At 64.5% G+C, this 24,514-nt stretch carries 21 protein-coding genes, 1 tRNA gene and 1 pseudogene; 14 read left to right on the top strand and 9 right to left on the bottom strand.

The features are described 5' to 3' along the window. Positions 1–2 precede the first annotated feature (2 nt). The gene (locus tag ET21_RS0124130; protein ID WP_021237937.1) at positions 3–584 is read right to left on the bottom strand and encodes a nucleotidyltransferase family protein; all 582 of its coding nucleotides are present in this window, start codon (positions 582–584) and stop codon (positions 3–5) included. A 180-nt stretch (positions 585–764) separates the two neighbouring features. Between ET21_RS0124130 and folE the strand changes: the two genes are divergently transcribed. After that, positions 765–1,373: a GTP cyclohydrolase I FolE gene (gene folE, locus ET21_RS0124135; RefSeq protein ID WP_021237938.1), complete on the top strand. Its 609-nt coding sequence runs from the start codon at positions 765–767 to the stop codon at positions 1,371–1,373. Further along, positions 1,370–2,212, top strand: a complete 843-nt coding sequence (locus ET21_RS0124140; protein ID WP_030541680.1) for an SDR family oxidoreductase — start codon at positions 1,370–1,372, stop codon at positions 2,210–2,212. The genes folE and ET21_RS0124140 overlap by 4 nt, the downstream gene beginning before the upstream one ends. A 491-nt stretch (positions 2,213–2,703) precedes the next feature. Here the strand turns inward: ET21_RS0124140 and ET21_RS0124145 are convergent, their stop codons facing one another. The 4 genes from ET21_RS0124145 to ET21_RS0124160 form a co-directional block, all read right to left on the bottom strand. Then, entirely contained in the window at positions 2,704–4,236 is a 1,533-nt protein-coding gene (locus ET21_RS0124145; RefSeq protein ID WP_162180728.1) for a hypothetical protein, read from the bottom strand. Positions 4,237–4,561: 325 nt separating this feature from the next. Next, positions 4,562–4,636, bottom strand: a tRNA-Thr gene (locus ET21_RS0124150). 32 nt (positions 4,637–4,668) lie between these two features. Beyond that, positions 4,669–5,529: a hypothetical protein gene (locus ET21_RS0124155; protein WP_030541682.1), complete on the bottom strand. Its 861-nt coding sequence runs from the start codon at positions 5,527–5,529 to the stop codon at positions 4,669–4,671. Continuing rightward, positions 5,526–6,398: a LysR family transcriptional regulator gene (locus tag ET21_RS0124160; RefSeq protein ID WP_030541683.1), complete on the bottom strand. Its 873-nt coding sequence runs from the start codon at positions 6,396–6,398 to the stop codon at positions 5,526–5,528. The genes ET21_RS0124155 and ET21_RS0124160 overlap by 4 nt, the downstream gene beginning before the upstream one ends. A gap of 321 nt (positions 6,399–6,719) precedes the next feature. On the opposite strand from ET21_RS0124160, the gene ET21_RS0124165 reads away from it, so the two are divergent. Genes ET21_RS0124165 through ET21_RS0124185 form a run of 5 tightly spaced genes read left to right on the top strand, consistent with a single transcriptional unit; the run spans position 6,720 to position 12,595 of the window. Beyond that, a complete protein-coding gene (locus ET21_RS0124165) occupies positions 6,720–7,871 on the top strand; it encodes an acyl-CoA dehydrogenase family protein (RefSeq protein WP_030541684.1) in 1,152 nt (383 codons plus the stop codon). After that, positions 7,868–9,469, top strand: coding sequence for a carboxyl transferase domain-containing protein (locus tag ET21_RS0124170; RefSeq protein ID WP_030541685.1), 1,602 nt, complete (start codon positions 7,868–7,870; stop codon positions 9,467–9,469). Before ET21_RS0124165 ends, ET21_RS0124170 begins: the two co-directional genes overlap by 4 nt. A gap of 5 nt (positions 9,470–9,474) precedes the next feature. Beyond that, positions 9,475–11,316, top strand: coding sequence for an acetyl/propionyl/methylcrotonyl-CoA carboxylase subunit alpha (locus ET21_RS0124175; RefSeq protein ID WP_030541686.1), 1,842 nt, complete (start codon positions 9,475–9,477; stop codon positions 11,314–11,316). Further along, the gene (locus tag ET21_RS0124180; protein WP_030541687.1) at positions 11,316–11,768 is read left to right on the top strand and encodes a MaoC family dehydratase; all 453 of its coding nucleotides are present in this window, start codon (positions 11,316–11,318) and stop codon (positions 11,766–11,768) included. Before ET21_RS0124175 ends, ET21_RS0124180 begins: the two co-directional genes overlap by 1 nt. Beyond that, positions 11,765–12,595 (top strand): CoA ester lyase, encoded by an 831-nt coding sequence (locus ET21_RS0124185; protein WP_030541688.1) that lies wholly within the window; start codon positions 11,765–11,767, stop codon positions 12,593–12,595. Before ET21_RS0124180 ends, ET21_RS0124185 begins: the two co-directional genes overlap by 4 nt. Here ET21_RS0124185 and ET21_RS0124190 read toward each other — a convergent pair. Together ET21_RS0124190 and ET21_RS0124195 are read right to left on the bottom strand one after the other, a co-directional pair. Continuing rightward, complete coding sequence (locus ET21_RS0124190) at positions 12,592–13,893, bottom strand: replication-associated recombination protein A (protein WP_030541689.1); 1,302 nt, start codon at positions 13,891–13,893, stop codon at positions 12,592–12,594. The genes ET21_RS0124185 and ET21_RS0124190 overlap by 4 nt on opposite strands. Positions 13,894–13,970: 77 nt before the next feature. Beyond that, on the bottom strand, positions 13,971–15,149 hold the full coding sequence (locus ET21_RS0124195) for a glycosyltransferase family 1 protein (RefSeq protein ID WP_021237949.1): 1,179 nt from the start codon (positions 15,147–15,149) through the stop codon (positions 13,971–13,973). A 123-nt stretch (positions 15,150–15,272) separates the two neighbouring features. Here ET21_RS0124195 and ET21_RS0124200 point away from each other — a divergent pair, with 123 nt between their 5' ends. From ET21_RS0124200 to rnr, 3 genes are read left to right on the top strand one after another with little or no spacing between them, the layout of a single operon-like run. Beyond that, the gene (locus tag ET21_RS0124200) at positions 15,273–15,491 is read left to right on the top strand and encodes a DUF2945 domain-containing protein (protein WP_021237950.1); all 219 of its coding nucleotides are present in this window, start codon (positions 15,273–15,275) and stop codon (positions 15,489–15,491) included. Positions 15,492–15,533: 42 nt separating this feature from the next. Continuing rightward, positions 15,534–16,256 (top strand): MOSC domain-containing protein, encoded by a 723-nt coding sequence (locus tag ET21_RS0124205; RefSeq protein ID WP_081796363.1) that lies wholly within the window; start codon positions 15,534–15,536, stop codon positions 16,254–16,256. Positions 16,257–16,263: 7 nt separating this feature from the next. Then, a complete protein-coding gene (gene rnr / locus ET21_RS0124210) occupies positions 16,264–18,558 on the top strand; it encodes a ribonuclease R (RefSeq protein ID WP_030541691.1) in 2,295 nt (764 codons plus the stop codon). A 7-nt stretch (positions 18,559–18,565) separates the two neighbouring features. Here rnr and ET21_RS0124215 read toward each other — a convergent pair whose 3' ends face one another. Further along, positions 18,566–19,021 (bottom strand): universal stress protein, encoded by a 456-nt coding sequence (locus tag ET21_RS0124215; RefSeq protein ID WP_030541692.1) that lies wholly within the window; start codon positions 19,019–19,021, stop codon positions 18,566–18,568. A gap of 204 nt (positions 19,022–19,225) precedes the next feature. On the opposite strand from ET21_RS0124215, the gene ET21_RS0124220 reads away from it, so the two are divergent. The 4 genes and pseudogenes from ET21_RS0124220 to ET21_RS28865 form a co-directional block, all read left to right on the top strand. Then, on the top strand, positions 19,226–20,518 hold the full coding sequence (locus ET21_RS0124220) for a pyruvate dehydrogenase complex dihydrolipoamide acetyltransferase (RefSeq protein WP_030541693.1): 1,293 nt from the start codon (positions 19,226–19,228) through the stop codon (positions 20,516–20,518). Further along, positions 20,518–20,928, top strand: a complete 411-nt coding sequence (locus tag ET21_RS0124225; RefSeq protein WP_021237955.1) for an acyl-CoA thioesterase — start codon at positions 20,518–20,520, stop codon at positions 20,926–20,928. The genes ET21_RS0124220 and ET21_RS0124225 overlap by 1 nt, the downstream gene beginning before the upstream one ends. Positions 20,929–20,955: 27 nt before the next feature. Continuing rightward, positions 20,956–22,353 carry a dihydrolipoyl dehydrogenase gene (lpdA, locus tag ET21_RS0124230; RefSeq protein WP_030541694.1) on the top strand — a complete coding sequence of 466 codons (1,398 nt, stop codon included), beginning with the start codon at positions 20,956–20,958 and terminating at the stop codon, positions 22,351–22,353. A gap of 286 nt (positions 22,354–22,639) precedes the next feature. After that, a pseudogene (locus tag ET21_RS28865) lies at positions 22,640–22,888 on the top strand (phosphatase PAP2 family protein); the annotation flags it as partial. Between the two features lie 54 nt (positions 22,889–22,942). Here ET21_RS28865 and ET21_RS0124240 read toward each other — a convergent pair. Next, positions 22,943–24,430, bottom strand: coding sequence for a DUF2142 domain-containing protein (locus ET21_RS0124240; RefSeq protein WP_030541696.1), 1,488 nt, complete (start codon positions 24,428–24,430; stop codon positions 22,943–22,945). Positions 24,431–24,514 lie beyond the last annotated feature (84 nt).

The raw sequence follows: 24,514 nt of genomic DNA on the forward strand, positions 1-24,514 counted from the left end.
CTCTATATTTCGCTCATGTCTTCGGGCGTATCGATGTCGCGCAGATAGCTCCCATGCGTCTCCACCTGCACGCCATGGCTCAGCAATGCGCGAGCGCCCTGGTCCCCCCGCAGGCTGAGCAGTTCGGGAAAGTGGCTGCGGCCGATGAAGGCGGGCGGAGAGGACGAAAAACCATCGCTGCTGGCAACAACGGACCTCACATCCCGCGCGGCCATGCAGATGCGGTTGTAATGGGATTGCGGCACGCGCGGCATGTCGGCAAGGCAGATCAGGATGCCGCGATATTTCCGCAGCGGCATCACATGCTCCACTGCCTTGACGATGCTCGCCGACAGGCCGTCTTCCGGCCGCTCATTCACCAGAATCGTATAGCCGCGCCTTTCCAGCTTGCGATGAATGACCGGCGCCTGCCCGGCCGGGCGGACGACGGCGATCAACTCGCCAAAAGCCAGCGACGCCACCGTTTCCAGCGTATGCGCAATCACCGGCTTGCCGTATAGATCAGCCATTAGTTTGTCGCCCTCGCCGAACCGGGAAGAAGCGCCCGCTGCCAGCAGCACGGCGGCGATCTGATCCGTCCGCATCTAGCGGAATAGACTACGCGGGAAGGCGGAAGAGGACGTTGTGGGCTCGTTCAATGGACGGTCTTCCTTGGTCGATGCCGATGTGCCACCCGGCCGATAATGTGTCCAGAGCGGGAAAGGGGTGGCCATCGCAGGGTAGAGCCGCCATATGCGTGGGCGAAGAACAGGAGTGGCAGCTTGATGGATTATGATCCCGACGCAGAGGCTGTAGGCGAAGCGATCAAGGAACCCGTGCCCGCCGATGTGGCGGAGGCAATCCGCACGTTGATCCGCTGGTCGGGCGATCAGCCTGATCGTGAAGGCCTGCTGGAAACGCCAGAGCGCGTCGCGCGGGCGTGGCGCGAATATTGCCGCGGCTATAATGACGATCCGGCTTATCATCTGTCGCGCATATTCCACGAAGTCGGCGGCTATGACGATGTCGTCCTGTTGAAGGACATTCCGTTCCAGTCGCACTGCGAACATCATATGGCCCCGATCATCGGCCGTGCGCACATCGCTTATCTGCCGGGCAAATATGTGGTCGGCATCTCCAAGCTCGCTCGCGTGCTGCACGCCTTTGCCAACAGGCTGCAAGTGCAGGAGCGTCTGACGTCGGAGGTCGCTAACTGCATCTGGGAGCATTTGAAGCCACAGGGCGTAGCCGTGGTCATCGAAGCGACCCATGGCTGCATGACCGGTCGCGGCGTGCGCACCCCCAATGTGCTGATGAAGACCAGCCGCATGCTGGGCGTGTTCCGCGACGATGAAAAAAGCCGTGAAGAAGTGTTGAAGCTTATCAGCGCGTGAGCAGTGAAGAAGCGCCTTCCTACCGGCCCCTGAGCGGCGGCCGCGAACGATCTGCCGAGGCGGGATCATTGCCCCTGGCGAACAAGCGCCTTGCGCTGGTCACGGGTGGTCATCGCAGGCTGGGCGGCGTCATAGCGGCGGGCTTTGCGCGGGCGGGCTATTCCCTTGCCATACACGGGAGCCATGATACGCGGCTCGACTCGCCTCTCGCGCTGGCGCTGGAGGAGAACGGCACGGAATGGGAAGGGTTCACGGCCGATTTCGCTGATCTGGAAAATGCCGAAGAACTGGTGGCCAATGTGGCCGAGCGGTTCGGGCGGCCACCGGACATATTGGTGAACAGTGCGGCGCTGTTCGGGCAGGACAGGCTGGATAGCGTCACCGCGGACGATCTGACGCGTCATTATGCCGTCAACTGCGCTGCGCCCGCCCTGCTGACGAAAGCCTTTGCGACGATACCGGCGGGTGTGGGGGATCGCTGCATCATTAACATACTCGATCAGCGCATTGACCATCCGCACGGTGATCAACTGGCCTATACGCTTTCGAAAATGGCCTTGTCGGGACTGACGCGGCTTTCCGCTTCAACTCTGGCTCCGCACATCCGGGTAAACGCCGTCGCGCCGGGGCTTACCATCGCCACGCCCGATTATGACGAAGTGCAGATGGAACGGCTTCAATCGATGATGCCCCTTCACAGCCTGCCGTCGGCCGAGCAAATCGCGGATGCTGTCCTCTATTTGGCCCAAGCGCGCGCGGTGACAGGGCAGACCCTCTATATAGACGGGGGCGCGCACCTGCGCAGCTATGATCGCGACTTCATGCATATGGGCCGGTGAACGAGGCTGGCGGCCGTCGCAAAATTTATCCACATCTATCCACAGATTTAGCCCTGCGTTGACTTTGAAAAGTCAGATTCCGCTTTGAGCGACTCGCCTTTGGTGAGACCATCTTCTTATCGGAACGAACGCCGAGACGGAGAAATCCGCATCTGCAAATCGGTGAGAAATCAGCGGTTGAAGGGTCGTCCCGAGCATCTGGAAAATGTTGGATCGTCACGGTCGAACATGAACTGGATGGTCCTAGATCAAACGATGCCGGGTACGCGCGAAAGTGAACGTCGGGCTTCGAATGAAAAGGACAGGCTGAGGCAATATGATCCAAGGATCAGACGTGTCAGGCCACAAGCATGCGGACGCCTTCAAGGCAGAAGCATCGCACGCCGCGTCAGATGATCGCATCCTGCAAGGGAAGCGGATCGAGAGACACGACGGAAGTGGGGACCGGCAGAGATGCCGGCCCCCATTTTGCATTCTGGGGCTTGCCGATGTCAGGCAAGGAAGCGCGGGAACTTGGCCGATCGGCTGCCTTGCCGGAAGCAGCCAGTGAAGATCGCGATCCATCGGCGCGTCTCCACGACCCGGCAACCGAATGTGCGGATGGTCTGGAGCTTTCCGATGGAAGGCTTGATTCTGTGCGGCGGAGGCATGGTGTGCCGGTATTTTTGCGGCAGAATACCCGTGCTGAGAAAAGCGCGGTCGAATATCAGGAGGTCCGTGTCGTGGCGCTTGAGCAGGCGCCGAAAAGCGGGACTGCCATCAAGCGCCGCCATCCGCATCGACGCGCGCAGCCCGGCCTGGTTCAACTGATGATATCGCCGGTGATAGGGGATGTCATGCTCCGTGCTTGCCAACAGCGCGCGTGACGTGAGTAGGGGCACGAAATCGAGATCCTGTTCGATGCCTGCAACATGAGTGGTGCGAGGAGTTGCCGATATCAAGGCAATCAGGTCACCGTTGCGGGGGGAAACGATCGTTGTCTGCGGCGTTGCAAAGGTGGCGATGAGCCCCAATGCCAGAACCATGGCAAGGATGATGCCGGGCACGCGAAAAGATCCTGCCAGCGCCCGCTTCAACAGCCCTGCCATGCATAGCCCCAAGGCCAGCATTCCCATGATCGCAAGCACCGGCTGGCTATAGCGTGAGGGAAGATGTACCGAAAAGGCGACCGACGCCGCGAAAATGTAGCATAGCAGCGCTGCCACCAAGGTATAGAGAAAGAAGCGCCAGGCCTTCGCGCCAGAAGCTAACCTGCCTTGTTTTGCGCGTTTCTGGTAGGCGATGGCGAGTGCGATCATCGGCGCGATCGTCACCGCGAAGTTCAGCAGCAGCCGGGGATCGTCATTCCCCCTGCAATTCAAGATGGCGGGCAGGAAGCCGATCCGGCGCGAACATAGCCACGCAACGCTGCCGTCCGCTCCGACGATCGTGCTGCGCCCGCCAAAATCCGTCATGCTGTATATATGCAGGGCTTCGTCGAGCCGCAGTGCGGGGCCCCATCCAGCCAGCCCTTCCTTGAAGATCAGCCCGGCCGTGACGACTGCAAGTGTCGTCAGCACCAGCACTGTGACACGCCGCGCGTCCCATGCCAGAGTGAAGGGTGGATTCCACCTCAGCATGTCGAGTGCATAGATTGCGAGGCACGTTATCGCCGGGGCAGGATAGACTACGGCTTGCAGCAACAGGCCGGTCACGGCCAGAATGCGGCGTTCGGACGCGATGGCATAGAGGGTCATCAGTATCAGCGGCACCGCGATCGCGCGCGGCGTTCCAGAAAACACCGCATCGATATGCAATATAGCCCCAATGACGCAGGAAGAGGCCAGGAAGCGGGCAAAGGGGTCCGCCGTAAAGGCGCTCGCCAGCCGCCAGGCGAAATAGGCGCTGGCTGGCAGGACGATGAGGCCGAGCGACTTCATCATCACGAGCGGTTCGATGCCGACTGCATGTGAAGCATAGAGCAACGCGCGATAGAATAGGGGTGCCGTCTGTTGCCAGTAATCCGCGAGGACGTTGCCTTGCATCGCGCCTGGGTCAGAGATGCGCGCGGTCCAACTCAAAAACTGGCGGGCGTCATTGGGGACCGCCCATTTCTCCCCCGCAAAAGCCGCACGCCAGTAAAGAAACAGCGCAAGAGCGTTGAGGGCAGCGAACATTAGCGCAAGAGGGGCGAGGCGTTGCAGATCCGCCGGGCGCGGAGTTGCGCGGGGAGCCGCCATCTGCTCATGGAAACCGTCGGTCAAATGAAGATTGTCCCAAAGCTGCGGGGCAAGGCCCGCGTCAGCGCAGGTTGATACGCCCTTGCTGCCGAGGGATGACACGGCAATTCGGAGGGTTCTTGTCGGGATATGGTGCCGGCTGAGGGATTCGAACCCCCGGCCTTCGGTTTACAAAACCGCTGCACTACCACTGTGCTAAGCCGGCATGTCCATTCCGGACGGGGAAGCGCCTTACTATCAGATGACGCCGAACGTCCAGCCCTCCGTTCGGGCAATTTGCGGCGTAAGGGGCGCGGGGCTCCACAGGGCGGGATGGCGAGCGGCATTGCGCAACCATGCGGCTGTGACCAAAGCGTCCGCGCCATGATCGTCCGGCGGCAAGCCTGTATGGGATGCGGAGCCGAGCGTGGACAGGGCGTCATTCAAAGCGGTGAGGTCACGCATCTTCGTGCGGCCCTTTGGACGGCCTGCCGCTTTTGCCGCGATGCTGGTGTAGATTTCCACGATCAGCGACCCTGATAACGGTGCGGGGTCGAACGGCCAGACGGGAATGTGGGGGCGCACATGATGCAGCATCCGCATGCCTGCAAAGCTTGCCTTCGCGACCTGAGCCGCTCCGATGGCGTCGTAAACGGTGGAAGGCTTGCCTCCGCCGCCCGCATTGTAATGCGCTTCGCAGGCGCGATTGTGCATGAAGTTGGCCTTCGGTCCATCGGCCTTGCCGAAGTAAAAATGCCGCCTGTGAGTCTGTTCCAGCAGGCTTGCCGCGCCAAGATCGGCATCCTCGCAGATCGCATCGACATAGGCCCAGAAATCAGGCGCATTGGCGGGAACCGGATCGCCGGGCAGGTAGGAAGCGCGAGTGACGAAGGGCGGGGCGAAGCTGAAATCGAAGCCAAAGAGCGTCGGCGCTTCCGCAGCGGACGCAACGAGCCATTCCGCTACAGCCCTGCGCGACCATAGGCTTCCGTCCGGGGGATGCACGAGCATGGGCACGGCCGTTCCCGTTTCGCAGAGGGCGAGGGCGATGCCCTTGTGCCGGACGCCTTTAGCCCCGGACCAGTCGATCGCGGCATAGCGGGCGAAGCGCGGGGTCATGATCCGGTGGCCTTTTCACGCAGAACCCTGCAGAATTGGGAGAGCGATATGCTGTCCTCGACCCGCGCGGCGGCGGCCGGATCGATCAAGGTTCCGATCTTTCGCTGTTGGTCGAACCCTGCAAGGGCGGGCATGGCGACGCCGGGCTGCGCGAAGCAGCGCGGCATGACGGTGATGCCCAATCCCGCGCGGAGAAAGGCGATCGTGCGGTCGTCATTGACTGTCCGCGCGGCGAAGAAAGGGCGCACGCCGCGTTGGGTGAAGAAGCGGCTGACCATGGGAAGCGCCTCGCAATTGCGGCGGACGATCATGTCCATGGCCGCGACATCCTCCGCTTCCAGCATGCCGCGGCTGGCGAGCGGATGACTGTCTGACATGGCGAGGGCATAGCCTTCCTCGAACAGGACGTCCCGCCCGCGCGGGTCATTGCCCAGAACGCCGATCACGGCGTCGATCCGGCCGCGTTCCAGGCGGGGCAGCAGTTCGCGCATGCGGCCCTCGACGATTTCCAGCTTCTCGCCTTCCACCCGGCAGGCCTGGCGTGCGGCGTCCTCGATCCAGGCGGAGGGCAATGTCGATATGATGCCCAGGCGAATGAGCTTGCTGCTGTCGCTTTCCGCCATGGCGTTTTGGGCGCGGGCAAACTCCGCTTCTATGCGGCGGGCGTGGATTGCGAAGCGGGTGCCTGCTGGCGTGAGTTCGACGCGGCGGTTGGTGCGGTGGAACATCAGATGGCCGATTTGCGCTTCCAGCTTGGCGATTCCGGCGGACAAAGTAGGTTGTGAAATATCACATTGCAGCGCTGCGCGAGAGAAGTTGCCATGATCGACCACGGCCAGGAAATAGCGGATCAGATAGCGTTCAATCATAGATGGCGTCTATGATATGATGGGCGTCCGGTCAATTTTCCGGCGGCTGCTTCCGGTGGTAGAAGGGCCAAAGGCTGAGATCGGCATGCAAGGTGAGGATTGGCATGCCAAAGGCGGGATCTGCATGCTGGGCCCAGGGATCAGCCTGCCAAAGCCAGGCATGCCAGGATCAGGGATAGGCATGCCGGGATCGGGGATAGGCATGCTGGGGCCGTGGCTGGGCATGCGGAAGCCGGGGATCGTTGTGCCAGGGCCAGGGATTGGTGTGCCAAGCCGGGGATCGGCATAAAGCTGAGGACCAGAACAGGATCAGGAGAGGCCATGACGCCGGATTTCGATTTCGCGCTGGGCGAGGACGCCCGGATGATCCAGGACGCGGCGCGGCGCTTTGCGACGGAGCGGATCGCGCCGATCGCTGCCCGGATCGATGCGGAGGACTGGTTCCCCCGCCAGGAACTGTGGCCCGCCATGGGCGAGCTGGGGCTGCATGGTATCACCGTTCCGCAGGAGGATGGCGGGCTGGGGCTGGGATATCTGGAGCATGTGGTGGCGCAGGAGGAGGTGGCTCGCGCATCCGCTTCGATCGGCCTTAGCTATGGCGCGCATTCGAACCTGTGCGTCAACCAGATCCGCCGCTGGGCCAATGATGAGCAGAAGGCGCTCTACCTGCCCAAGCTGATTTCAGGCGAGCATGTCGGCAGCCTTGCCATGTCCGAAGCAGGCGCTGGGTCCGACGTCATGTCGATGAAGCTGAAAGCGGAGAAGAAGGGCGATCGCTACATCCTGAACGGGACGAAGTTCTGGATCACCAATGCGCCCTATGCCGACACGCTGGTGGTCTATGCCAGGACCGGCGAGGGATCGAAGGGCATCACCGCCTTCCTGATCGAAAAGCAGTATAAGGGTTTTTCCATCGGGCAGAAGATCGACAAGGTGGGGATGCGCGGATCGCCTACCGCCGAACTGGTGTTCGATGATTGCGAGGTGCCGGAGGACAATGTGATGGGGCCGCTGAACGGCGGGGCGGCCGTGCTGATGTCCGGCCTCGATTATGAGCGCACCGTGCTGGCGGGCATCCAGCTTGGCATCATGCAGGCCTGCCTCGACACGGTGCTGCCCTATGTGCGGGAGCGCCGCCAATTCGGAAAGCCGGTCGGGGCATTCCAACTGATGCAGGCGAAAGTCGCGGATATGTATGTCGCGCTCAATTCAGCGCGCGCCTATGTCTATGCGGTGGCGCGGGCATGCGACGCGGGCAGGACGACGCGTTTCGACGCGGCGGGGGCGATATTGCTGGCGAGCGAGAATGCGGTGCGCGTATCGCTGGAGGCCGTGCAGGCGCTGGGCGGCGCTGGCTATACCAGGGACTGGCCCGTGGAGCGCTATATGCGCGACGCCAAGCTGCTGGACATCGGCGCTGGCACCAATGAGATACGCCGCATGCTGATCGGCCGGGAGCTGGTAGGCGCATGAGCGGGCCCGTTCTCGACACGAAGCTGTCGCCACAGGCGGAGGCGTTCCGCGCCAATGCAGCGCATAACCGCGCGCTGGCCGGGGAATTGCGGGCGAAGGTGGCCGCCGCGGCGACGGGCGGCCCGGCGAGGGCACGCGAGAAGCATGTGGGGCGCGGCAAGCTGCTGCCGCGCGAGCGGGTGGAGCGGCTGCTGGACCCCGGCAGCCCCTTTCTGGAGGTCGGCCAGCTTGCCGCGAACGGCATGTATGATGACGAAGTGCCGGGCGCGGGGCTGATAACCGGCATCGGCCGGGTGGAGGGGCGGCAGGTCATGATCGTCTGCAACGACGCGACGGTGAAGGGCGGCACCTATTATCCGATGACGGTCAAGAAGCATCTGCGGGCGCAGGAGATCGCGATCGAAAACCGGCTGCCCTGCGTCTATCTGGTCGATAGCGGCGGGGCCAACCTGCCCAATCAGGCCGATGTGTTTCCCGACCGCGATCATTTCGGCCGCATATTCTACAATCAGGCGCAGATGTCAGCGCGCGGCATAGCGCAGATCGCCTGCGTCATGGGGAGTTGCACGGCTGGCGGCGCCTATATGCCCGCCATGTCGGACGAAACGGTGATCGTGCGCAACCAGGGCACGATCTTCCTGGCCGGGCCGCCGCTGGTGCAGGCAGCGACGGGCGAGGTCATCAGCGCCGAGGATCTGGGCGGCGGCGACCTGCACGGGCGCAAGTCGGGCGTGGTGGACCATGTCGCGGAAAATGACGAGCATGCGATCAGCATCGTGCGGGACATCATATCCACGCTGCAACCCGCGCCTGCGATCGACCTGAACCTGCGCGAACCTACCCCGCCCAAATATGATGCGCAGGAACTGTACGGCATCGTGCCGCAGGATGTGCGCGCGCCCTATGACGTGCGGGAAGTGATCGCCCGGATCGTCGATGACAGCGCCTTTCACGAGTTCAAGGCGCTTTATGGAACCACGCTGGTCTGTGGTTTCGCCCATATCTGGGGCATGCCGGTCGCGATCCTGGCGAATAACGGCGTGCTGTTCAGCGAAAGCGCGGTCAAGGGCGCGCATTTCATCGAACTGGCCTGCCAGCGGCGCATACCGTTGCTGTTCCTACAGAATATCTCCGGCTTCATGGTCGGCGGCAAATATGAGGCGGAGGGCATCGCCAAGCACGGCGCGAAGCTGGTGACGGCGGTCGCCACCGCCAGCGTACCCAAGATCACGCTGCTGATCGGCGGCAGCTTTGGCGCGGGCAATTATGGCATGTGCGGCCGGGCCTATGGGCCGCGTTTCCTGTTCACCTGGCCCAACAGCCGCATATCGGTGATGGGCGGCGAGCAGGCGGCAAGCGTGCTGGCGACGGTGCATCGCGATGCGGCGGCATGGACGGCGGAGGAGGCGGAGGCGTTCAAGGAGCCGATCCGCCGGAAATATGAGGAAGAGGGCAATCCCTATCATGCGACGGCCCGCCTGTGGGACGACGGGGTGATCGATCCGGTGCAGACCCGCGACGTGCTGGGCCTGGCCTTTGGCGCCGCGCTGAACGCGCCTGTCGCCGATCGCCCGTCCTTCGGCCTGTTTCGGATGTGATGCCGATGATCCAGTCCCTGCTCATCGCCAATCGGGGCGAGATTGCCTGCCGCATCATCCGCACTGCGCGGCGGATGGGCATTCGCACCATCGCGGTCTATTCGGACGCCGACGCCAACGCTCTGCATGTCCGGTCGGCCGACGAAGCGGTGCATATCGGGCCGTCGCCGGTACGCGAAAGCTATTTGCTGGGCGATCGCATCATCGCGGCGGCGAGGGAGACGGGGGCGCAGGCCGTTCATCCGGGCTATGGGTTCCTGTCGGAGAATGCGGAGTTCGCGCAGGCGGTGATCGATGCTGGCCTGATCTGGGTCGGGCCCAGTCCGGCGAGCATCACCGCCATGGGTTTGAAGGATGCAGCCAAGACGCTGATGCAGCAGGCCGGGGTGCCGGTGACGCCCGGCTATCTGGGCGAGGATCAAAGCCCCGAACGGTTGAAGGCGGAAGCCGATGCGATCGGCTATCCCGTGCTGATCAAGGCGGTCGCGGGCGGCGGCGGCAAGGGGATGCGCAAAGTCGAGAGCGCTGCCGGTTTCGCTGACGCGCTGCTGTCCTGCCAGCGCGAGGCGGCTTCGTCCTTCGGGAATGATCAGGTGCTGCTGGAAAAATGGGTGACGAACCCGCGCCATATCGAGGTGCAGGTCTTCGGCGACAGTCATGGCAACGCCGTTCACCTGTTCGAACGCGACTGCTCGCTCCAGCGGCGGCACCAGAAGGTCATAGAGGAAGCGCCCGCGCCGGGCATGGACGAAGGGACGCGCGCGGCGATCTGTCAGGCTGCGGTGCGGGCGGCGCAGGCCGTGGATTATGTGGGCGCGGGGACGATCGAGTTCATCGCGGATGGATCGGAAGGGCTGCGGGCGGATCGCATCTGGTTCATGGAGATGAACACCCGCTTGCAGGTCGAGCATCCGGTGACGGAGGAGATTACCGGGCAGGATCTGGTGGAATGGCAATTGCGCGTGGCGGCGGGCGAGCCGCTGCCCAAGGCGCAGCATGAACTGTCGATCAACGGCTGGGCCATGGAGGCGCGGCTTTATGCGGAGGACCCGGCCAGGGGCTTCCTGCCTTCGACCGGGAGGCTGGAGCGGTTCGACATCGGCCCTTCTTATCGCACCGATACGGGGGTGGAGCAGGGGGCGGAGATTTCCCCCTTCTATGATCCGATGATCGCCAAGCTGATCGCCTGGGGGGCGGACCGGGACTCCGCGCGGGAGAGGCTGGCGGAGACGCTGGAGCAGACGGTGATATGGCCGCTCAAGACCAATGCCGCTTTTCTGGTGAAGGCGTTGCGGCACCCGGATTTCGCCCAAGGGCGGATCGATACGGGGTTGATCGGGCGTGAGGGCGAGGCGCTGCTGCCTGCGGCGATGCCGTCCTGCGCCGTGCTGGAGGCGGCGGCGGCAAGGCTGGCCGCGCCGGGGCCTCTGGCGGGGTTCCGGCTGAATGCGGAGCCGCGGCGGGATGGCTGGTTCCTGCTGGACGGATCGCCCGTGACGGTCGCGCTGGGGGCGTCGGCCGATCGCGAGATGCTTCACAGCACGATCGTTGCCGAGGCGGGGCAAAGCTGGCTTTTGACCCCCTGGCGTGCTGGCGGCTCAGGGAGTGGCGAAGCGTCGGATGGCGCGATCCTTTCGCCCATGCCCGGCCGCATCATCGCCCTGTCCGTTGCCGCCGGGGACAAGGTGGCGAAGGGGCAGAAGCTGCTCACGCTGGAAGCCATGAAGATGGAGCATAGCCTCGTCGCGCCCTTTGATGGCACGGTTGCCGAACTGGACACTATGGAGGGGGGGCAGGTCAGCGAAGGCGCGCTGCTGGCGAGGATCATGAAGGCGCAGGAGGATTGATGGCGGGAAGATATTTCGGCCAATGGGCGGTCGGCCAGACCATCGTCCATGACATACGCCGCACGGTGACCGAAACCGACAATCTGCTTTTTTCCACCATGACGCATAATCCGCAGCCGCTGCATATCGATGCCGAAGCGGCGAGGGCGAGCGAGTTCGGCCAGATCCTGGTCAACGGCACCTTCACCTTCGCGCTGATGATCGGCCTGTCGGTGGGGGACACGACGCTGGGGACGCTGATCGCCAATCTGGGCTATGACCGGCTGGTGATGCCGAGGCCGGTATTTCTGGGCGATACCTTGCGCGCCGAAACGGAGGTGGTGGACATGCGGGCGAGCAAGTCCCGTCCGGGCGCGGGCATCGTCACCTTTTCCCACCGCATGTTGAACCAGCGGGACGAGATCGTGTGCCAGTGCCTGCGCATGGCGCTGATCAAGGGAGGCGAGGCATGAGGTTGCGATCGCTGCTGTTCGTGCCCGGCGACCGGCCCGAACGCTTCGCCAAGGCGGAGGCGAGCGGGGCGGACGCCATCATCCTCGACCTGGAGGATTCGGTGGCGGCTTCCGCCAAGGACCGGGCGCGGGATGCGGTCGCGGCTTATCTGACAGGCTCTGCCGCCGTGCGCAGGTTCGTGCGGATCAATCCTGTCGATGGGGCATATTGGCAGGCCGATCTTGGCTGTATCGCCGGGGCGGACGGCATCGTGCTGCCCAAGGCGCAGGGCGCTGCGACGGTGGAGGCATTGGCGGGGCATATCGATGCTGGCCTGCCCATCCTGCCGATTGCGACGGAAACCCCGCAGGCTCTGTTTGCGTTGGGCAGCTTTGGCAGTGTTGCGGAGCGGCTGTGCGGATTGAGCTGGGGCGCGGAGGACCTGTCCGCCGCGATCGGCGCGGTGTCGAGCCGGAGGGAAGACGGGGCCTTCACCGCGCCCTTCGAGATGGTGCGCGGGCTTGCCCTGTTCGGGGCGCATGCGGCGGGTGTCGCCGCGATCGAGACGGTCTATCCGGCGATCGGGGATCTGGCGGGGCTCAAGGGCTATGCCGCGCGGGGGAGCTATGACGGCTTTACCGGCATGCTGGCTTTGCACCCGGCACAGGTGCCGGTCATCAACGCCGCCTTTACGCCCAGCGAGGCGGAGGTCGCCTTCGCGCGCCGGGTCGTGGAGGCGTTCGCGGCTGCTCCCGATGCGGGCGTGCTGAAGATAGACGGCAGGATGATCGATGCGCCGCACCTCGCCCAGGCGCGCAAGATATTGGCGCGCGCGGCAGTGCCCTAGCGGCCTGATTTGCGCCTGGCGGACCAGTAGGCGAGGCGTTTCCTGATGTCCCGCTCAAAGCCGCGCTCATTGGGAGCGTAGAGCGGTTCGGGGTGAGCGGCGGCTATCTGTTCGGGATAGAATTCCTGGCCGGAAAAGGCGTCCGGCTGATCATGGTCATATTGATAGCCGGCATGGTAGCCCAGGTCTTTCATCAGGGCCGTCGGGGCGTTCAATATATGCTTGGGTGGCGGCAGGGAGCCGGTGCGGCGGGCAAGGTCCATCGCGCGGTCGAGCGCCAGATAGGAGGCGTTGGACTTGGGCGCGGTCGCGACATAGTTGATGGCCTGCGCCAGGAACAGCCGTCCTTCGGGCAGGCCCACCCGCTCGAACGCCTGCCAGGCGGTGATCACCTGCACCATGGCTTGCGGATCGGCCATGCCGACATCCTCCGACGCGGCGCAGGCGAGCCTGCGGAAGATGACCGCCGGGTCCTCGCCGCCCGTCAGCATCCGCGCCGCCCAATAAAGCGCCGCGTCCACGTCGCTGCCGCGCAGGCTCTTGTGGAAGCAGCTGAGCAGGTTGAAATGTTCTTCCTTGCCCTTGTCGTAGAGCGGCGCGCGGGACTGGATCACGGATGCGAGCTGATCGGTGCCGAGGGGGGCGTCTGGCGGAAGGCTCATCAATTCTTCGCACAGGCCCAGAAGATAGCGGGCGTCGCCATCGGCCATGGCGATCAGCGCATCCCGCGCGCCGGGCGTGAGTGGCAGGGGCTTGCCGAAATGACGCTCCGCCCGTTCGATCACCTTGGCAAGGTCGCCGGTGCCCAGCCGGTCGAGGGTGAGGACCTTCGCGCGCGACAGGAGGGCGGATACGAGGCTGAAACTGGGATTTTCCGTGGTCGCGCCGATCAGGACGAAGGTGCCGTCCTCGATAGCGGGGAGCATCGCGTCCTGCACCGGGCGGGAAAAGCGATGAAGCTCGTCGATGAAGACGGCGGTGGGGCGTCCGCTGCTGTCGCGCAGCGCCGACGCGGTGGCGATCGCCTTGCGCAGGTCGGCGATGCCGGTGGATACGGCGGATAGCTGAATGAACTCATATCCCGCCTCCGCCGCGATCAGGCGGGCGATCGTCGTCTTGCCCACGCCCGGAGGACCCCAGAGGATGAAGGAGGACAGCCGCCTGTTTTGAAGCATCCGGCCGAGCGGTCCTTCGGGCGACAGGAGATGTTCCTGGCCGATGACCTCGGCGATGGCGGCGGGGCGCAGGGTTTCCGCAAGCGGCCGGGGCGCGTCGCGGCTGAAAAGCGAAGCGGTCATCGAAGCACCATGCGGGGCCGGGGCGCGGGCGGGATGAAAAGGTCAGCCATCGCCCTGATATAGGCAGAGGCGCCGGATCATGGAACCGGGCTGGATCGCGGCGTCGCGCCCTGGCTGCGTTGACGGATCACGCGCAGATAAGTGTCGACCAGCGCCTGATTGACCTGATCCCAGCCATAGCGTTCGGCCTCCGCCACGGCGGCTGCGCCTGCTGCCCTGCGGCGGTCCGCGTCGTTGCAATAGGTGGTGAGCGCATCGGCGAAAGCGCCGATCGCGCCGGGACGGATCAGCCGCCCCGTCACCCCTTCGCTGACAAGGCTTTCGCTGCCGGTCGCGCGGGCGGCGACGGTGGGAAGGCCGCAAGCCATAGCCTCCAGCGTCACATTGCCGAAGGTTTCAGTGATGGAGGGATTGAACAGCATGTCCATGCTGGCCACCGCCCGGCCAAGGTCGGCACCCTGCTGAAACCCGGTGAAGATCGCCTTGGGCAGGCGGTTCTGGAACCATTCGCGCGCGGGGCCTTCGCCGACGACCAGCACCTTGTGCCGCACCTGCCGCAGCGCAAGCTGGTCGATCGTGTCGGAAAAGACGTCCAGCCCCTTTTCCATTACCAGCCGTCCGATGAAGCCGATCACCGGGTCTTCATCAGCAATGCCGAGCGACCGCCGCCAGCCAAGGTCGCGCCGGTCCGGGTGGAATATCTCGCGGTCGATGCCACGGGTCCAGATGCCGACATCATAGCTCATCCGCTGTTCCCGCAGCAGCTGGGCCATGGATTCGGACGGCGCGACGATGGCGTCGCAGCGCCTGTAGAAGCGGCGCAACAGGGATTCGATCGTCGATTCCAGAAAGGCGAGGCCGTAATAGCGCGGATAGGTTTCAAAGCGGGTGTGCACGGATGCCACCGCAGGCAGGCCGTGCCGCCGCGCCCAACTGACTGCGCGATGCCCCAGCGGGTCCGGGCTGGACACATGGACGAGGTTGGGGCGGAAGGATTTGAGGTCGCGCCGGACATGCCCCGACATGCAATAGGATACGCGATATTCCTTGCGGCCCGGAACGGGAAAGGATGGCGCGCTGACCAGATCGCCCGCCGGTTCGAAAGCGGGCGTATCGGTGGTCGGCGAATAGACGCGCACCGCCGCGCCCTGACGAAGCAGATAGCCCACGAAACGGTTCAGCGCCTGGTTGGCGCCGTCCCGCACATAATTATAATTGCCGCTGAACAGGGCGACGCGAAGGCCGGTGACATTCATCACTGGCCCCTTAACGCAGGCAAACGCAAAACCCAAGGGAACCCGGCCAGCCGCCGGGATTTTTGCCTTGCGTCAGTAACAGGAAACGGCCGGCGCGGTTGCGCCCCGCAGGAGAGGATGCGGATGACCGAAAGCTTTCGCAAAGGAGCACGGGTCAAATGGAATTGGGGTCAGGGCGTCGGCCGCGGGCATGTTGCTGAACGGTTCGACCAGCAGGTCGAACGCAGGATTGAAGGCGCGCTGGTCCGGCGCAACGGATCGCGCCGGGACCCCGCGTATCTGGTCCGTGCGGACAATGGCGGCGAGGTGCTGAAACTGGGATCGGAATTGAGCCGGGCCTGATCGGCCATCGCCAAGAGCCTGCGCCCATGTCATAGGAGCGCGATGGCGACCGATCTGATCATCGATGCCTTGCTGACCGGCAAGCCCGCCCCGTTTCGCGACGGCGATTACAGCGCCATCGCGAAACGGCCGGTGACCGGCCCGGTGCGCATCGGATGGCTGGGGCTGGAAGGCGATACGGTTGCCGATCCGGTTCATCATGGCGGCTGGGACAAGGCCATTCATCTTTATCCACAGGAACATTATGACTGGTGGCGCGAGCGGAAGCCGGGCCATCCGCTGCTCGACCGGCCGGGCGCGTTCGGCGAGAATGTTGCGTCGCGAGGCATGACCGAGGAGGATATCTGCCTTGGCGACCGCTTTTCGCTGGGCACCGCGATCGTCGAGGCGAGCCATGGACGGCAGCCCTGCTGGAAGCTGGACCATCGGTTCGGCCAGCGCGACGTCATGGCGGCGATGGTGAAGACGGGGCGCAGCGGCCTCTATTTCCGGGTGCTGCGTGAAGGCGAGGCGGAGGCGGGGATGCAGATGCAACTGATCGAGCGCGTTCTGCCCGAATGGCCCATCGCGCGCGTTTTCCGCCTGCTGATCGGCGGCGGGCACAAGGCGGAGCCTGAGGCCGTGCGCGCGCTGGCGGACATGGCTGTGCTGGCCGAAGCATGGCGGGATCGCGCCCGCAAGCTGTCGGGCCATGGCGCGGCCGGGAGCACAACACGGTCTGCGGCCTCCTTAGCATCTGGTAAGGGGCGAGGCGGCTCCCTATAGCTGCATGATGGCATCGACCGAAAAGAAGAAATCCCTGAAGGTACGGCGCGCGGGCCTGCCGACCCGCGAACAGGTGATGGAGTTCATCACCTCATCCGGCCAGCCAGCGGGCAAGCGGGAAATCGCCAAGGCCTTCGGGCTGAACGGGCAGGAGAAGATCGCGCTCAAGGCGCTGCTCAAGGACATGGCGGACGAGGGGCTGATCGATGTCGGCCCTGCTCGCGCTTTCCACAAGATGGGCGGCTTGCCCAAGGTGACCGTGTTGCGCATCGTCGATGTCGATGGATCGACGCTGATCGGAACGCCGGAGCGGTGGGAGGCGGAAGGACAGCCAGCGCCCCGATTGCGCGTCATGGAACGGGGGAAGCGCGGCGCGCTGACCATCGGCGATCGCATTCTGGCGCGGACCGAGGAAGCGGGGCGCGGCTTTGTGGCGCACCCGATGAAGAAGCTCGCCAAGGCGAGCGAGGAACTTCTGGGTGTGGTGGAGGAAGCGGACGGCGGCAAATTATGGCTGCGCCCGGTCGACAAGCGCATCCGAAAGGACACGCCCATCAGTGACGCGGGAAGTGCGAAGCCCGGCGATCTCGTGCTTGCCGAGCCGGTGGGCAGGCCGCCGCGGATCAGCGCGCGTATCACCGACATATTGGGCGATCCCTTCGCACCACGCAGTTTCAGCCTGATCGCGATCCACAAGCATGGCATTCCGCATGTCTTCCCCGACCGGGCGGAGGATGAAGCCGTCACGGCGTCCGCCCTTCCGCTGCATGAGGACAAGCGGGAGGATTTGCGGCACCTGCCCATCGTGGCGATCGACCCGGCGGATGCGCGGGACCATGACGACGCGGTGTGGGCCGCGCCGGACGATGATCCGGCCAATGCAGGGGGCTATCGCGCGATCGTCGCCATCGCCGACGTCAGCTATTATGTTCGGCCCGGCAGCGCGCTGGACAAGGAAGCGCGCAAGCGGGGGAACAGCGTCTATTTCCCCGATCTGGTCGTGCCGATGCTGCCGCACCAGCTTTCCTCCGATATGTGCTCGCTGCGCGCGGGCGAGGACAGGGCGGCGATGGCCTGTCATCTGGTCGTTGACGCCAAGGGCAAGGTCACAAGCTGGCGCTTTTCGCGGGCGGTGATCCGCGTCGCCGCCGTGCTGGCTTATGAGGACGCGCAGGCCGCGGTCGATGGCACGCAGGATAATGAACTGCTCGAACCGGCGCTGAAGCCCCTGTGGGAATGCTGGAAATTGCTGCGGAAGGCGCGGGAGAAGCGCGATCCTCTGGCGCTGGACCTGCCCGAACGGCGGGTGGTGCTGGACGAGGATGGCAAGATCGTCAGCGTGGCGGTGCGGGAACGGCTCGACGCCCATATGCTGATCGAGGATTATATGATCGCCGCCAATGTCGCGGCCGCCAAGGCGCTGGAGGCGAAGAAAGCGCCGGTCATGTATCGCGTGCATGAGCCGCCAAGCCGGGACAAGCTGGTGGCGCTGAAGGACTATCTCGGCACGTTCGACATCGAATTTGCGCTGGGGCAGGTGATCAAGCCTTCCACCTTCAACCGCCTGATCGAGCGGGTGGGCGATCTGGAGGAACGGCCGCAGATCATGGAGCAAATATTGCGCAGCCAGACCCAGGCCTATTACAGCCCGGAGAATATGGGGCATTTCGGGCTGGCGCTGGGGTCCTATGCGCATTTCACGTCGCCGATCAGGCGCTATGCCGACCTGCTGGTCCACCGGGCGCTGGTGGGCGCCTATGACATGGAGCTGCCCGCGCCCAAGGGCGGCGTTATCCCGGACCGGACAGCGCTGAGCGGCGAGGATTTCGAGAATATGGGCCGCATCGGCGAGATGATCAGCCAATATGAGCGCCGGGCGATGGAAGCGGAGCGGGAGACGATCGACCGCTATGTCGCGGCCTTTCTGGCGGCGCATGTCGGCGATCTGGTGGAGGCGCGGATCACGGGCGTCCAGAGCTTCGGCTTCTTCGCCACGGTCGAGGGGCTGGGGGGCGACGGGCTGGTGCCGGTTTCCACGCTGGGCGACGAGCGTTTCTTCTATGACGAGGCGGGGCGCGCCCTGGAGGGCGTGGAAAGCGGGGATCGCTATACGGTGGGGCAGCGGTTGCAGCTCCGGCTGGCGGAGGCTGACCCGATCAACGGCGTCCTGCGCTTCGAACTGCCCGACGCCCTGCCGCAGCGGCCAGGCTTCAAGAAGGACCGGACGCGCCCCGGCGTGAGGCGCGGCCGTCCCGCCAACATCCGCCATATCGGATCGAAGCGGGGCAAGCACCGGCGCTGAGCGGCGCTTAGCTGAGGCGGTCAATCGCCTCCGCATCGAGGCCGCCGGGGATGATCATGATGGGGCAGGGAAGCTTGCCCGCATCCGCGCCCGCGAAGTGCGACACCAGCGCGCCGGGCGGGCCGCTGGCCGCGGCGCCCAGCACTAGCGCGGCTACATCCGTGGTTTCCTCCAGCGTTTCGCGCACCACCGCCACGGGATCGCCCTGCCGCACGGTGATGCTGGGGCGGATGCCGGATTCCTCCGTCAGCGTGCCGGCCGCGCTGGTCACCAGCGCTTCGGCGCGTTGCACCGCTTCATCCTCCATCGTCGCCTGAACGCCGCCCCATTGGACGAATTCGGCTGGCGGGATCAGGGCGAGGATGCGGACAGCGCCCGCGGTCTTGGCGGCGCGGCGCGCGGCGAAGCGCAACGCGGTCTCCGCTTCGGGCGATTCGTCTACCACGACCAGATATGTGCGCATGAACTGAAAATCCCGCATCCTAAAGCTGGCAGGCCAGCGCCGTCATGGGTCTTTGAACCGATCTGGAAAATTTTGAACCGGTCTGGTGAGATGTGACTCATTCTGACCCTTGATGCAAGGCGCGGCCTTGACCGCCCCGGCCAAAGGGTGAAAACGGCTGACAACGCAGCCCAACGGCTCTGAAAGAAGAGAGGTTCATCGCCCATGAGCAAGAAAATCCAGATGCCCGCTTTGTCGCCCACGATGGAAGAGGGCACCTTGGCGAAATGGCTGGTGAAGGAGGGCGATACAGTATCGTCGGGCGATCTGCTGGCCGAGATCGAAACAGACAAGGCGACGATGGAATTCGAAGCCGTGGATGAAGGCAGGATCGCCAGGATACTGGTGGGCGAAGGGACCGAAGGCGTGAAGGTGGGAACCGTCATCGCCATCATCGCCGAAGAGGGCGAAGATGTTGCCGAAGCGGCGCAGGGCGACGGTAGCGCGGCCAAGGCGGAGGCTGCGCCTGCTCCCAAGGCCGAGGCTGCACCCGCTCCGCAGGCGGAGGCTGCCGCGCCCGCGCCCAAGGCGGACGCAGCGCCCGCAAGGCAGGAGGGCGATCGCGTCAAGGCGAGCCCGCTGGCGCGCCGTCTGGCCGAACAGACGGGCGTTGACCTAGCCAGCATAAAGGGGAGCGGGCCTAATGGGCGCGTGGTGAAGGCTGATCTGGAGGGCGCGGCGAAGGGCGCGCCTGCCGCTGTCCAGGATCAGGCGCCTGTTGCCGCAACTCCGGCACCCAGCGCGCCCGCTGCGGCTCAGGACTTCGGCATTCCGCATGAGGTGGTCAAGCTGAGCGGCATGCGCAAGACGATCGCGCGCCGCCTGACCGAATCCAAGCAGCAGGTGCCGCACATCTACCTGACCGTCGACATTCAGCTCGACAGACTGCTCAAGCTCCGCTCCGAACTCAATGCGGGGCTCGCCGGGCGAGGCGTCAAGCTGTCGGTCAACGATCTGCTCATCAAGGCGCTGGGCGCGGCGCTGGTGCAGGTGCCCGAATGCAATGTGCAGTTCGCCGGTGACCAGATGCTGCAATTCAAGCGCGCCGACATCTCTGTCGCCGTATCGATCCCCGGCGGCCTGATCACCCCGATCATCACGGAAGCGGACAGCAAGAGCGTTTCGGCGATCTCCACCGCGATGAAGGACCTGGCCGCCCGCGCGAAGGACGGCAAGCTGGCCCCGCAGGAATATCAGGGCGGCACGGCGTCGCTGTCCAACATGGGCATGTTCGGCATCAAGCAGTTCGAAGCCGTGATCAATCCGCCCCAGGGCATGATCATGGCCATTGGTGCGGGGGAGAAGCGGCCCTTCGTCATCGACGACGCGCTCCAGATCGCGACCGTCATGTCGGCGACCGGCAGCTTCGATCACCGCGCCATCGACGGCGCGGACGGCGCGCGGCTGATGCAGGCGTTCAAGGAACTGGTCGAAAACCCGCTTGGCATGCTGGCCTGATGGCGCGGCCCGACGAAATGCCGCCGGAAATGAGTCCGGCCGTGCGCGTCATCGCCATGCCTGCCGATACCAATCCCTATGGGGATATATTCGGCGGCTGGCTGATGAGCCTGATGGATTCGGCGGCGGGATCGGTGGCGGCGCGGCATAGTCATGGGCGCGCCGTGACGATCGCGGTGGAGGGCATGACCTTCCTGCGGCCGGTTGTCGTCGGCGATGAAGTTTCGGTGTTCGCGACGCTGAAATCCGTCGGGCGCACGTCGATGAAAATCGATGTCGAAGCCTGGCGGCGCACGCGGCACGACGACCGGTCCTATCGCGTGACCAAGGCGACCTTCACCTTCGTGGCGATCGGAGAGGATCGCCAACCCCGCTCCGTGCCGCCCTTCACGCCCCCGGCAGCGGCTTGATATTCCTGCGTAAAAGGAAAGTTTACCATGGCTGACAATTACGACCTGATCGTTCTGGGTTCCGGCCCCGGCGGCTATGTCGCCGCGATCCGCGCGGCGCAGCTTGGCCTGAAAACCGCCATCGTGGAGCGCGAGAATCTGGGCGGCATCTGCCTCAACTGGGGCTGCATCCCGACCAAGGCACTGCTCCGCTCGGCGGAAATCTACCATTATATGCAGCATGCTGGTGATTATGGCCTGGCCGCGGAAAAGATCAGTGCCGACATCGCGGCGGTGGTGAAGCGTTCGCGCGGGGTCGCCAAGCAGCTCAATCAGGGCGTCACCCACCTGATGAAGAAGAACAAGATCACCGTCCACATGGGTGAAGGCAAGCTGACGGGCAAAGGCAAGCTTAGCGTCACCAAGGACGGCAAGAAGCAGGAATTGACGGCGAAGAACATCATCGTCGCCACCGGCGCGCGGGCGAGGGACCTGCCGGGCACGCCAGCGGACGGAAAGCGCGTATGGACCTACCGCCACGCCATGACTCCGCCGGAAATGCCCACGAAGCTGCTGGTCATTGGATCGGGCGCGATCGGTATCGAATTTGCGAGCTTCTACAACGACATGGGCGTGGACGTCACTGTGGTCGAGATGATGGACCGCATCGTGCCGGTGGAGGATGCGGACGTGTCCGCCTTCCTGGAAAAGGCGCTCAAGAAGCAGGGCATGACCATCCTGACCGGCGCTGGCGTGAGCAACATCCAGGTGGGCGCCAATGGCGTGAAGGCGGTGATCAAGGACAAGGCGGGCAAGGAAAGCGCCGCCGAGTTCAGCCACATGATCGTCGCGATCGGCATCGTGCCCAATACGGAGAATGTGGGCCTCAAGGAACTGGGCGTCGCGATGGACGATCGCGGTTTCCTGAAAACCGACGAGATGTGCCGCACCAATGTGGAAGGCCTGTGGGCAATCGGCGACATCACCGCGCCGCCATGGCTGGCGCACAAAGCGAGCCATGAAGGGGTGATCGCGGCTGAGGCGATCGCGGGCCAGCATCCCCACGCGATGGACCCGCGCAACATTCCGGGCTGCACCTATTGCCACCCGCAGGTCGCCAGCGTCGGGTTGACCGAGGCCAAGGCGAAGGAAGCGGGCTATGAGGTGAAGGTCGGCATGTTCCCCTTCATCGGCAATGGCAAGGCGATCGCGCTGGGCGAGGCGGAAGGCTTCACCAAGACGGTGTTCGACGCCAAGACCGGCGAATTGCTGGGCGCGCACATGGTCGGCGCGGAAGTGACCGAGATGATACAGGGCTTCACGGTCGGCAAGACGCTGGAAACCACCGAGGCGGAGTTGATGCACACGGTCTTCCCGCATCCGACCATTTCGGAATCGATGCATGAAAGCGTGCTCGCCGCCTATGGCAGAGCGCTTCATATCTGATCGAGGCGCATGGCGAAGAGGCGGGGCGGCTTTGGCCGTGTCGCTTCTTTGCGTCCTGTTGATCGCACTGGTTCAGCGATCGAGCGCGGCGGACGCGCTCAACCTTGGTCTAATGGGCGCGGCTGGAACGGCGCGGGATACGCCCGTTGGCGCGGTCGTGACATCAATCATGCGGGCCGCGTCGCTTGCTGGTGGAAGCGAAGGCCGCTTTCTGCTGTTCAACGTCGTGCTCGCCATCCTGCTGTGGCGGGGAAGGAAGCTGTCCGCGCTGTGGCTGACCTTCACCATGGCGGGCGGCACCTTGCTGAACCTGGGCCTCAAGCAGGTTTTTGCCGCGCCCCGGCCTGATTTGTTGCCGCACCTCGACATCGTCAACAGCTACAGTTTTCCAAGCGGGCATGCCGCCGGAAACATGATGCTGTTCGGCGCGATTGCGCTGCTGATCGGCAGCCGGGCAGCCTATGTCATGGCAGGCGCGATCATCCTGCTGATCGGCGTCAGCCGGACATGGCTGGGCGTCCATTGGCCGACCGATGTCGTGGCCGGATGGATCGAGGGGCTGGGCTGGCTCGCCTTTTGCCGCTGCTGGCTACCAGCGGGGGGAGGGGAGCAGCAAGGCGTCGCTCCAGCGGTCGAAGGGCGGCATGCCGTCAGAGGTGATGAAGCCATGCACCCAGAAGCTGTCGAAGACGGTTGCCATGGCGATGAGGAGAAGCAGTAGCGCTGCGCCAGCGAAGATCGCGTGGGAGCCGCGCAGGCCCTTTTCCGGCGTCAGCGCGAGCAGGACGAGCGGCAGGATCGGCAGGAAGTAGCGGCCCTGCGTCCCCTGAATATAGTCCGCGCCCAAGGGGGTGCCAGTCAGATACATGGCCGTTTCGATGAGCAGTGCGCTTCCCGCCGCCACGGTTAGCCACCACAGACGCTGGCCGATGCCGATCCGCAATCCCGATCCGGTGAGGATGGCCGCACCGATCATCAGGGCGGCCAGCGCATAGGCGGCGAGCGGCAGCAATATGGCGTTCCAGCCGAACCGCCCGGCGATTTGCAGCGCGTAGACCGGCGCGCGCTCAACCACGCTGGAACAGAGAATGCGCACATAGGCCACTGGATCGGCCAGGATCACGCCCAATTGCGCGGCCAGAGGCGCGGTCATGACATTCTCGCCCGTCTTGCGGGAGGCAATGTGATAGAGCGCCTGGCTGCCTCCCGACATCTTCATCCACGCCACGAAAGCCGCCGCACCGGCGATCATCGCGCCCAGCAGCAGCCAGGGGCGCACATCCTTCCGCCCTTCCGGCCTGTCCAGTCCCGCGGCGATCAGGGGCAGATATACGCCCTTCGCCAGGGCAAGCAGCGGCGCCGTTACCAGCAGGGCGGCGGACCGCGCGGGCGTGGCTCCCATGAAGGCGATGCGCAGGGCGAGCGCGAGGCCAAGGAAGCCGAGGCCGTTGATAATCGCGTCGGGCGAGAGCGATCCTGTCTGATAGCAGAATGTCGGCAGCAGCGCGGCCGCCAGCATCGCATTCCGTCCGAAGGGCAGCAGCGCAAAGGCCGCGCCCAGCAGCATCAGGCCAGCGAGCGCGTTCACCATGCGCCCGGCGTAGAAGCTGCCGAGCCGGGGCAGCCCCGCCGCGTCGCCCAGCATCAGCCCAGCCGCGCCGGGCGCGTAAAGGGTGGGCGCATAGCTGGCGACGTTGGGAAAATCGGCGAAGGACTTGCCCGGACGCGCGGCGTCGGCGCTCCATGCCTTTTCCAGCATCGCGCGGTCGAACTGGCGGAGCTTCGGCGGCACATCGGTGGGGAAGTCGGTGGCATGCAGGTCAAGCGCCGAACGCGGCAGTTCAGCGCCGATCATCCCTGCCTGCGTCTGTGTGAACACGCGTCCGTCAGCGAGGAGCAGCGCCTTCATATAATGCTGATTCTCGTCGGGAGCCTGAAAGGGTGGAGTAACCAGCGCGAAGAACAGCGTCGCCAGGCAGATGGCGGCCAGCAGCCATTGCTGCATGGGCGACACCGGCGCTGAGACAGGCAGGCTGGCCCGCCTGCCTTCGGCAACTGTTATCCGTTCGTTTCTCAAAGGACCGCGCCCCCTCCTGATCACATGCAGGAGGGATGTTAATGGCGATGCCTTAATATTTCCCGTTCATTGCTTTGTTGCGGG

It is taken from the genome of Sphingobium sp. DC-2, from assembly GCF_000722555.1.
Taxonomy (GTDB): domain Bacteria; phylum Pseudomonadota; class Alphaproteobacteria; order Sphingomonadales; family Sphingomonadaceae; genus Sphingobium; species Sphingobium quisquiliarum.

Excerpts from the sequence above, each read along its gene's own strand:
- ET21_RS0124180 (WP_030541687.1), top strand. The coding sequence starts at position 11,316 with ATGGCGGGAAGATATTTCGGCCAATGGGCGGTCGGCCAGACCATCGTC.
- ET21_RS0124155 (WP_030541682.1), bottom strand. The coding sequence starts at position 5,529 with ATGACCCCGCGCTTCGCCCGCTATGCCGCGATCGACTGGTCCGGGGCT.
- ET21_RS0124170 (WP_030541685.1), top strand. The coding sequence starts at position 7,868 with ATGAGCGGGCCCGTTCTCGACACGAAGCTGTCGCCACAGGCGGAGGCG.
- ET21_RS0124145 (WP_162180728.1), bottom strand. The coding sequence starts at position 4,236 with ATGCAAGGCAACGTCCTCGCGGATTACTGGCAACAGACGGCACCCCTA.
- ET21_RS0124175 (WP_030541686.1), top strand. The coding sequence starts at position 9,475 with ATGATCCAGTCCCTGCTCATCGCCAATCGGGGCGAGATTGCCTGCCGC.
- ET21_RS0124225 (WP_021237955.1), top strand. The coding sequence starts at position 20,518 with ATGGCGCGGCCCGACGAAATGCCGCCGGAAATGAGTCCGGCCGTGCGC.
- ET21_RS0124200 (WP_021237950.1), top strand. The coding sequence starts at position 15,273 with ATGACCGAAAGCTTTCGCAAAGGAGCACGGGTCAAATGGAATTGGGGT.
- ET21_RS0124195 (WP_021237949.1), bottom strand. The coding sequence starts at position 15,149 with ATGAATGTCACCGGCCTTCGCGTCGCCCTGTTCAGCGGCAATTATAAT.
- ET21_RS0124215 (WP_030541692.1), bottom strand. The coding sequence starts at position 19,021 with ATGCGCACATATCTGGTCGTGGTAGACGAATCGCCCGAAGCGGAGACC.
- ET21_RS0124185 (WP_030541688.1), top strand. The coding sequence starts at position 11,765 with ATGAGGTTGCGATCGCTGCTGTTCGTGCCCGGCGACCGGCCCGAACGC.
- folE (WP_021237938.1), top strand. The coding sequence starts at position 765 with ATGGATTATGATCCCGACGCAGAGGCTGTAGGCGAAGCGATCAAGGAA.
- rnr (WP_030541691.1), top strand. The coding sequence starts at position 16,264 with ATGGCATCGACCGAAAAGAAGAAATCCCTGAAGGTACGGCGCGCGGGC.
- ET21_RS0124160 (WP_030541683.1), bottom strand. The coding sequence starts at position 6,398 with ATGATTGAACGCTATCTGATCCGCTATTTCCTGGCCGTGGTCGATCAT.
- ET21_RS0124190 (WP_030541689.1), bottom strand. The coding sequence starts at position 13,893 with ATGACCGCTTCGCTTTTCAGCCGCGACGCGCCCCGGCCGCTTGCGGAA.
- ET21_RS0124205 (WP_081796363.1), top strand. The coding sequence starts at position 15,534 with ATGGCGACCGATCTGATCATCGATGCCTTGCTGACCGGCAAGCCCGCC.
- ET21_RS0124130 (WP_021237937.1), bottom strand. The coding sequence starts at position 584 with ATGCGGACGGATCAGATCGCCGCCGTGCTGCTGGCAGCGGGCGCTTCT.
- ET21_RS0124165 (WP_030541684.1), top strand. The coding sequence starts at position 6,720 with ATGACGCCGGATTTCGATTTCGCGCTGGGCGAGGACGCCCGGATGATC.
- ET21_RS0124220 (WP_030541693.1), top strand. The coding sequence starts at position 19,226 with ATGAGCAAGAAAATCCAGATGCCCGCTTTGTCGCCCACGATGGAAGAG.
- lpdA (WP_030541694.1), top strand. The coding sequence starts at position 20,956 with ATGGCTGACAATTACGACCTGATCGTTCTGGGTTCCGGCCCCGGCGGC.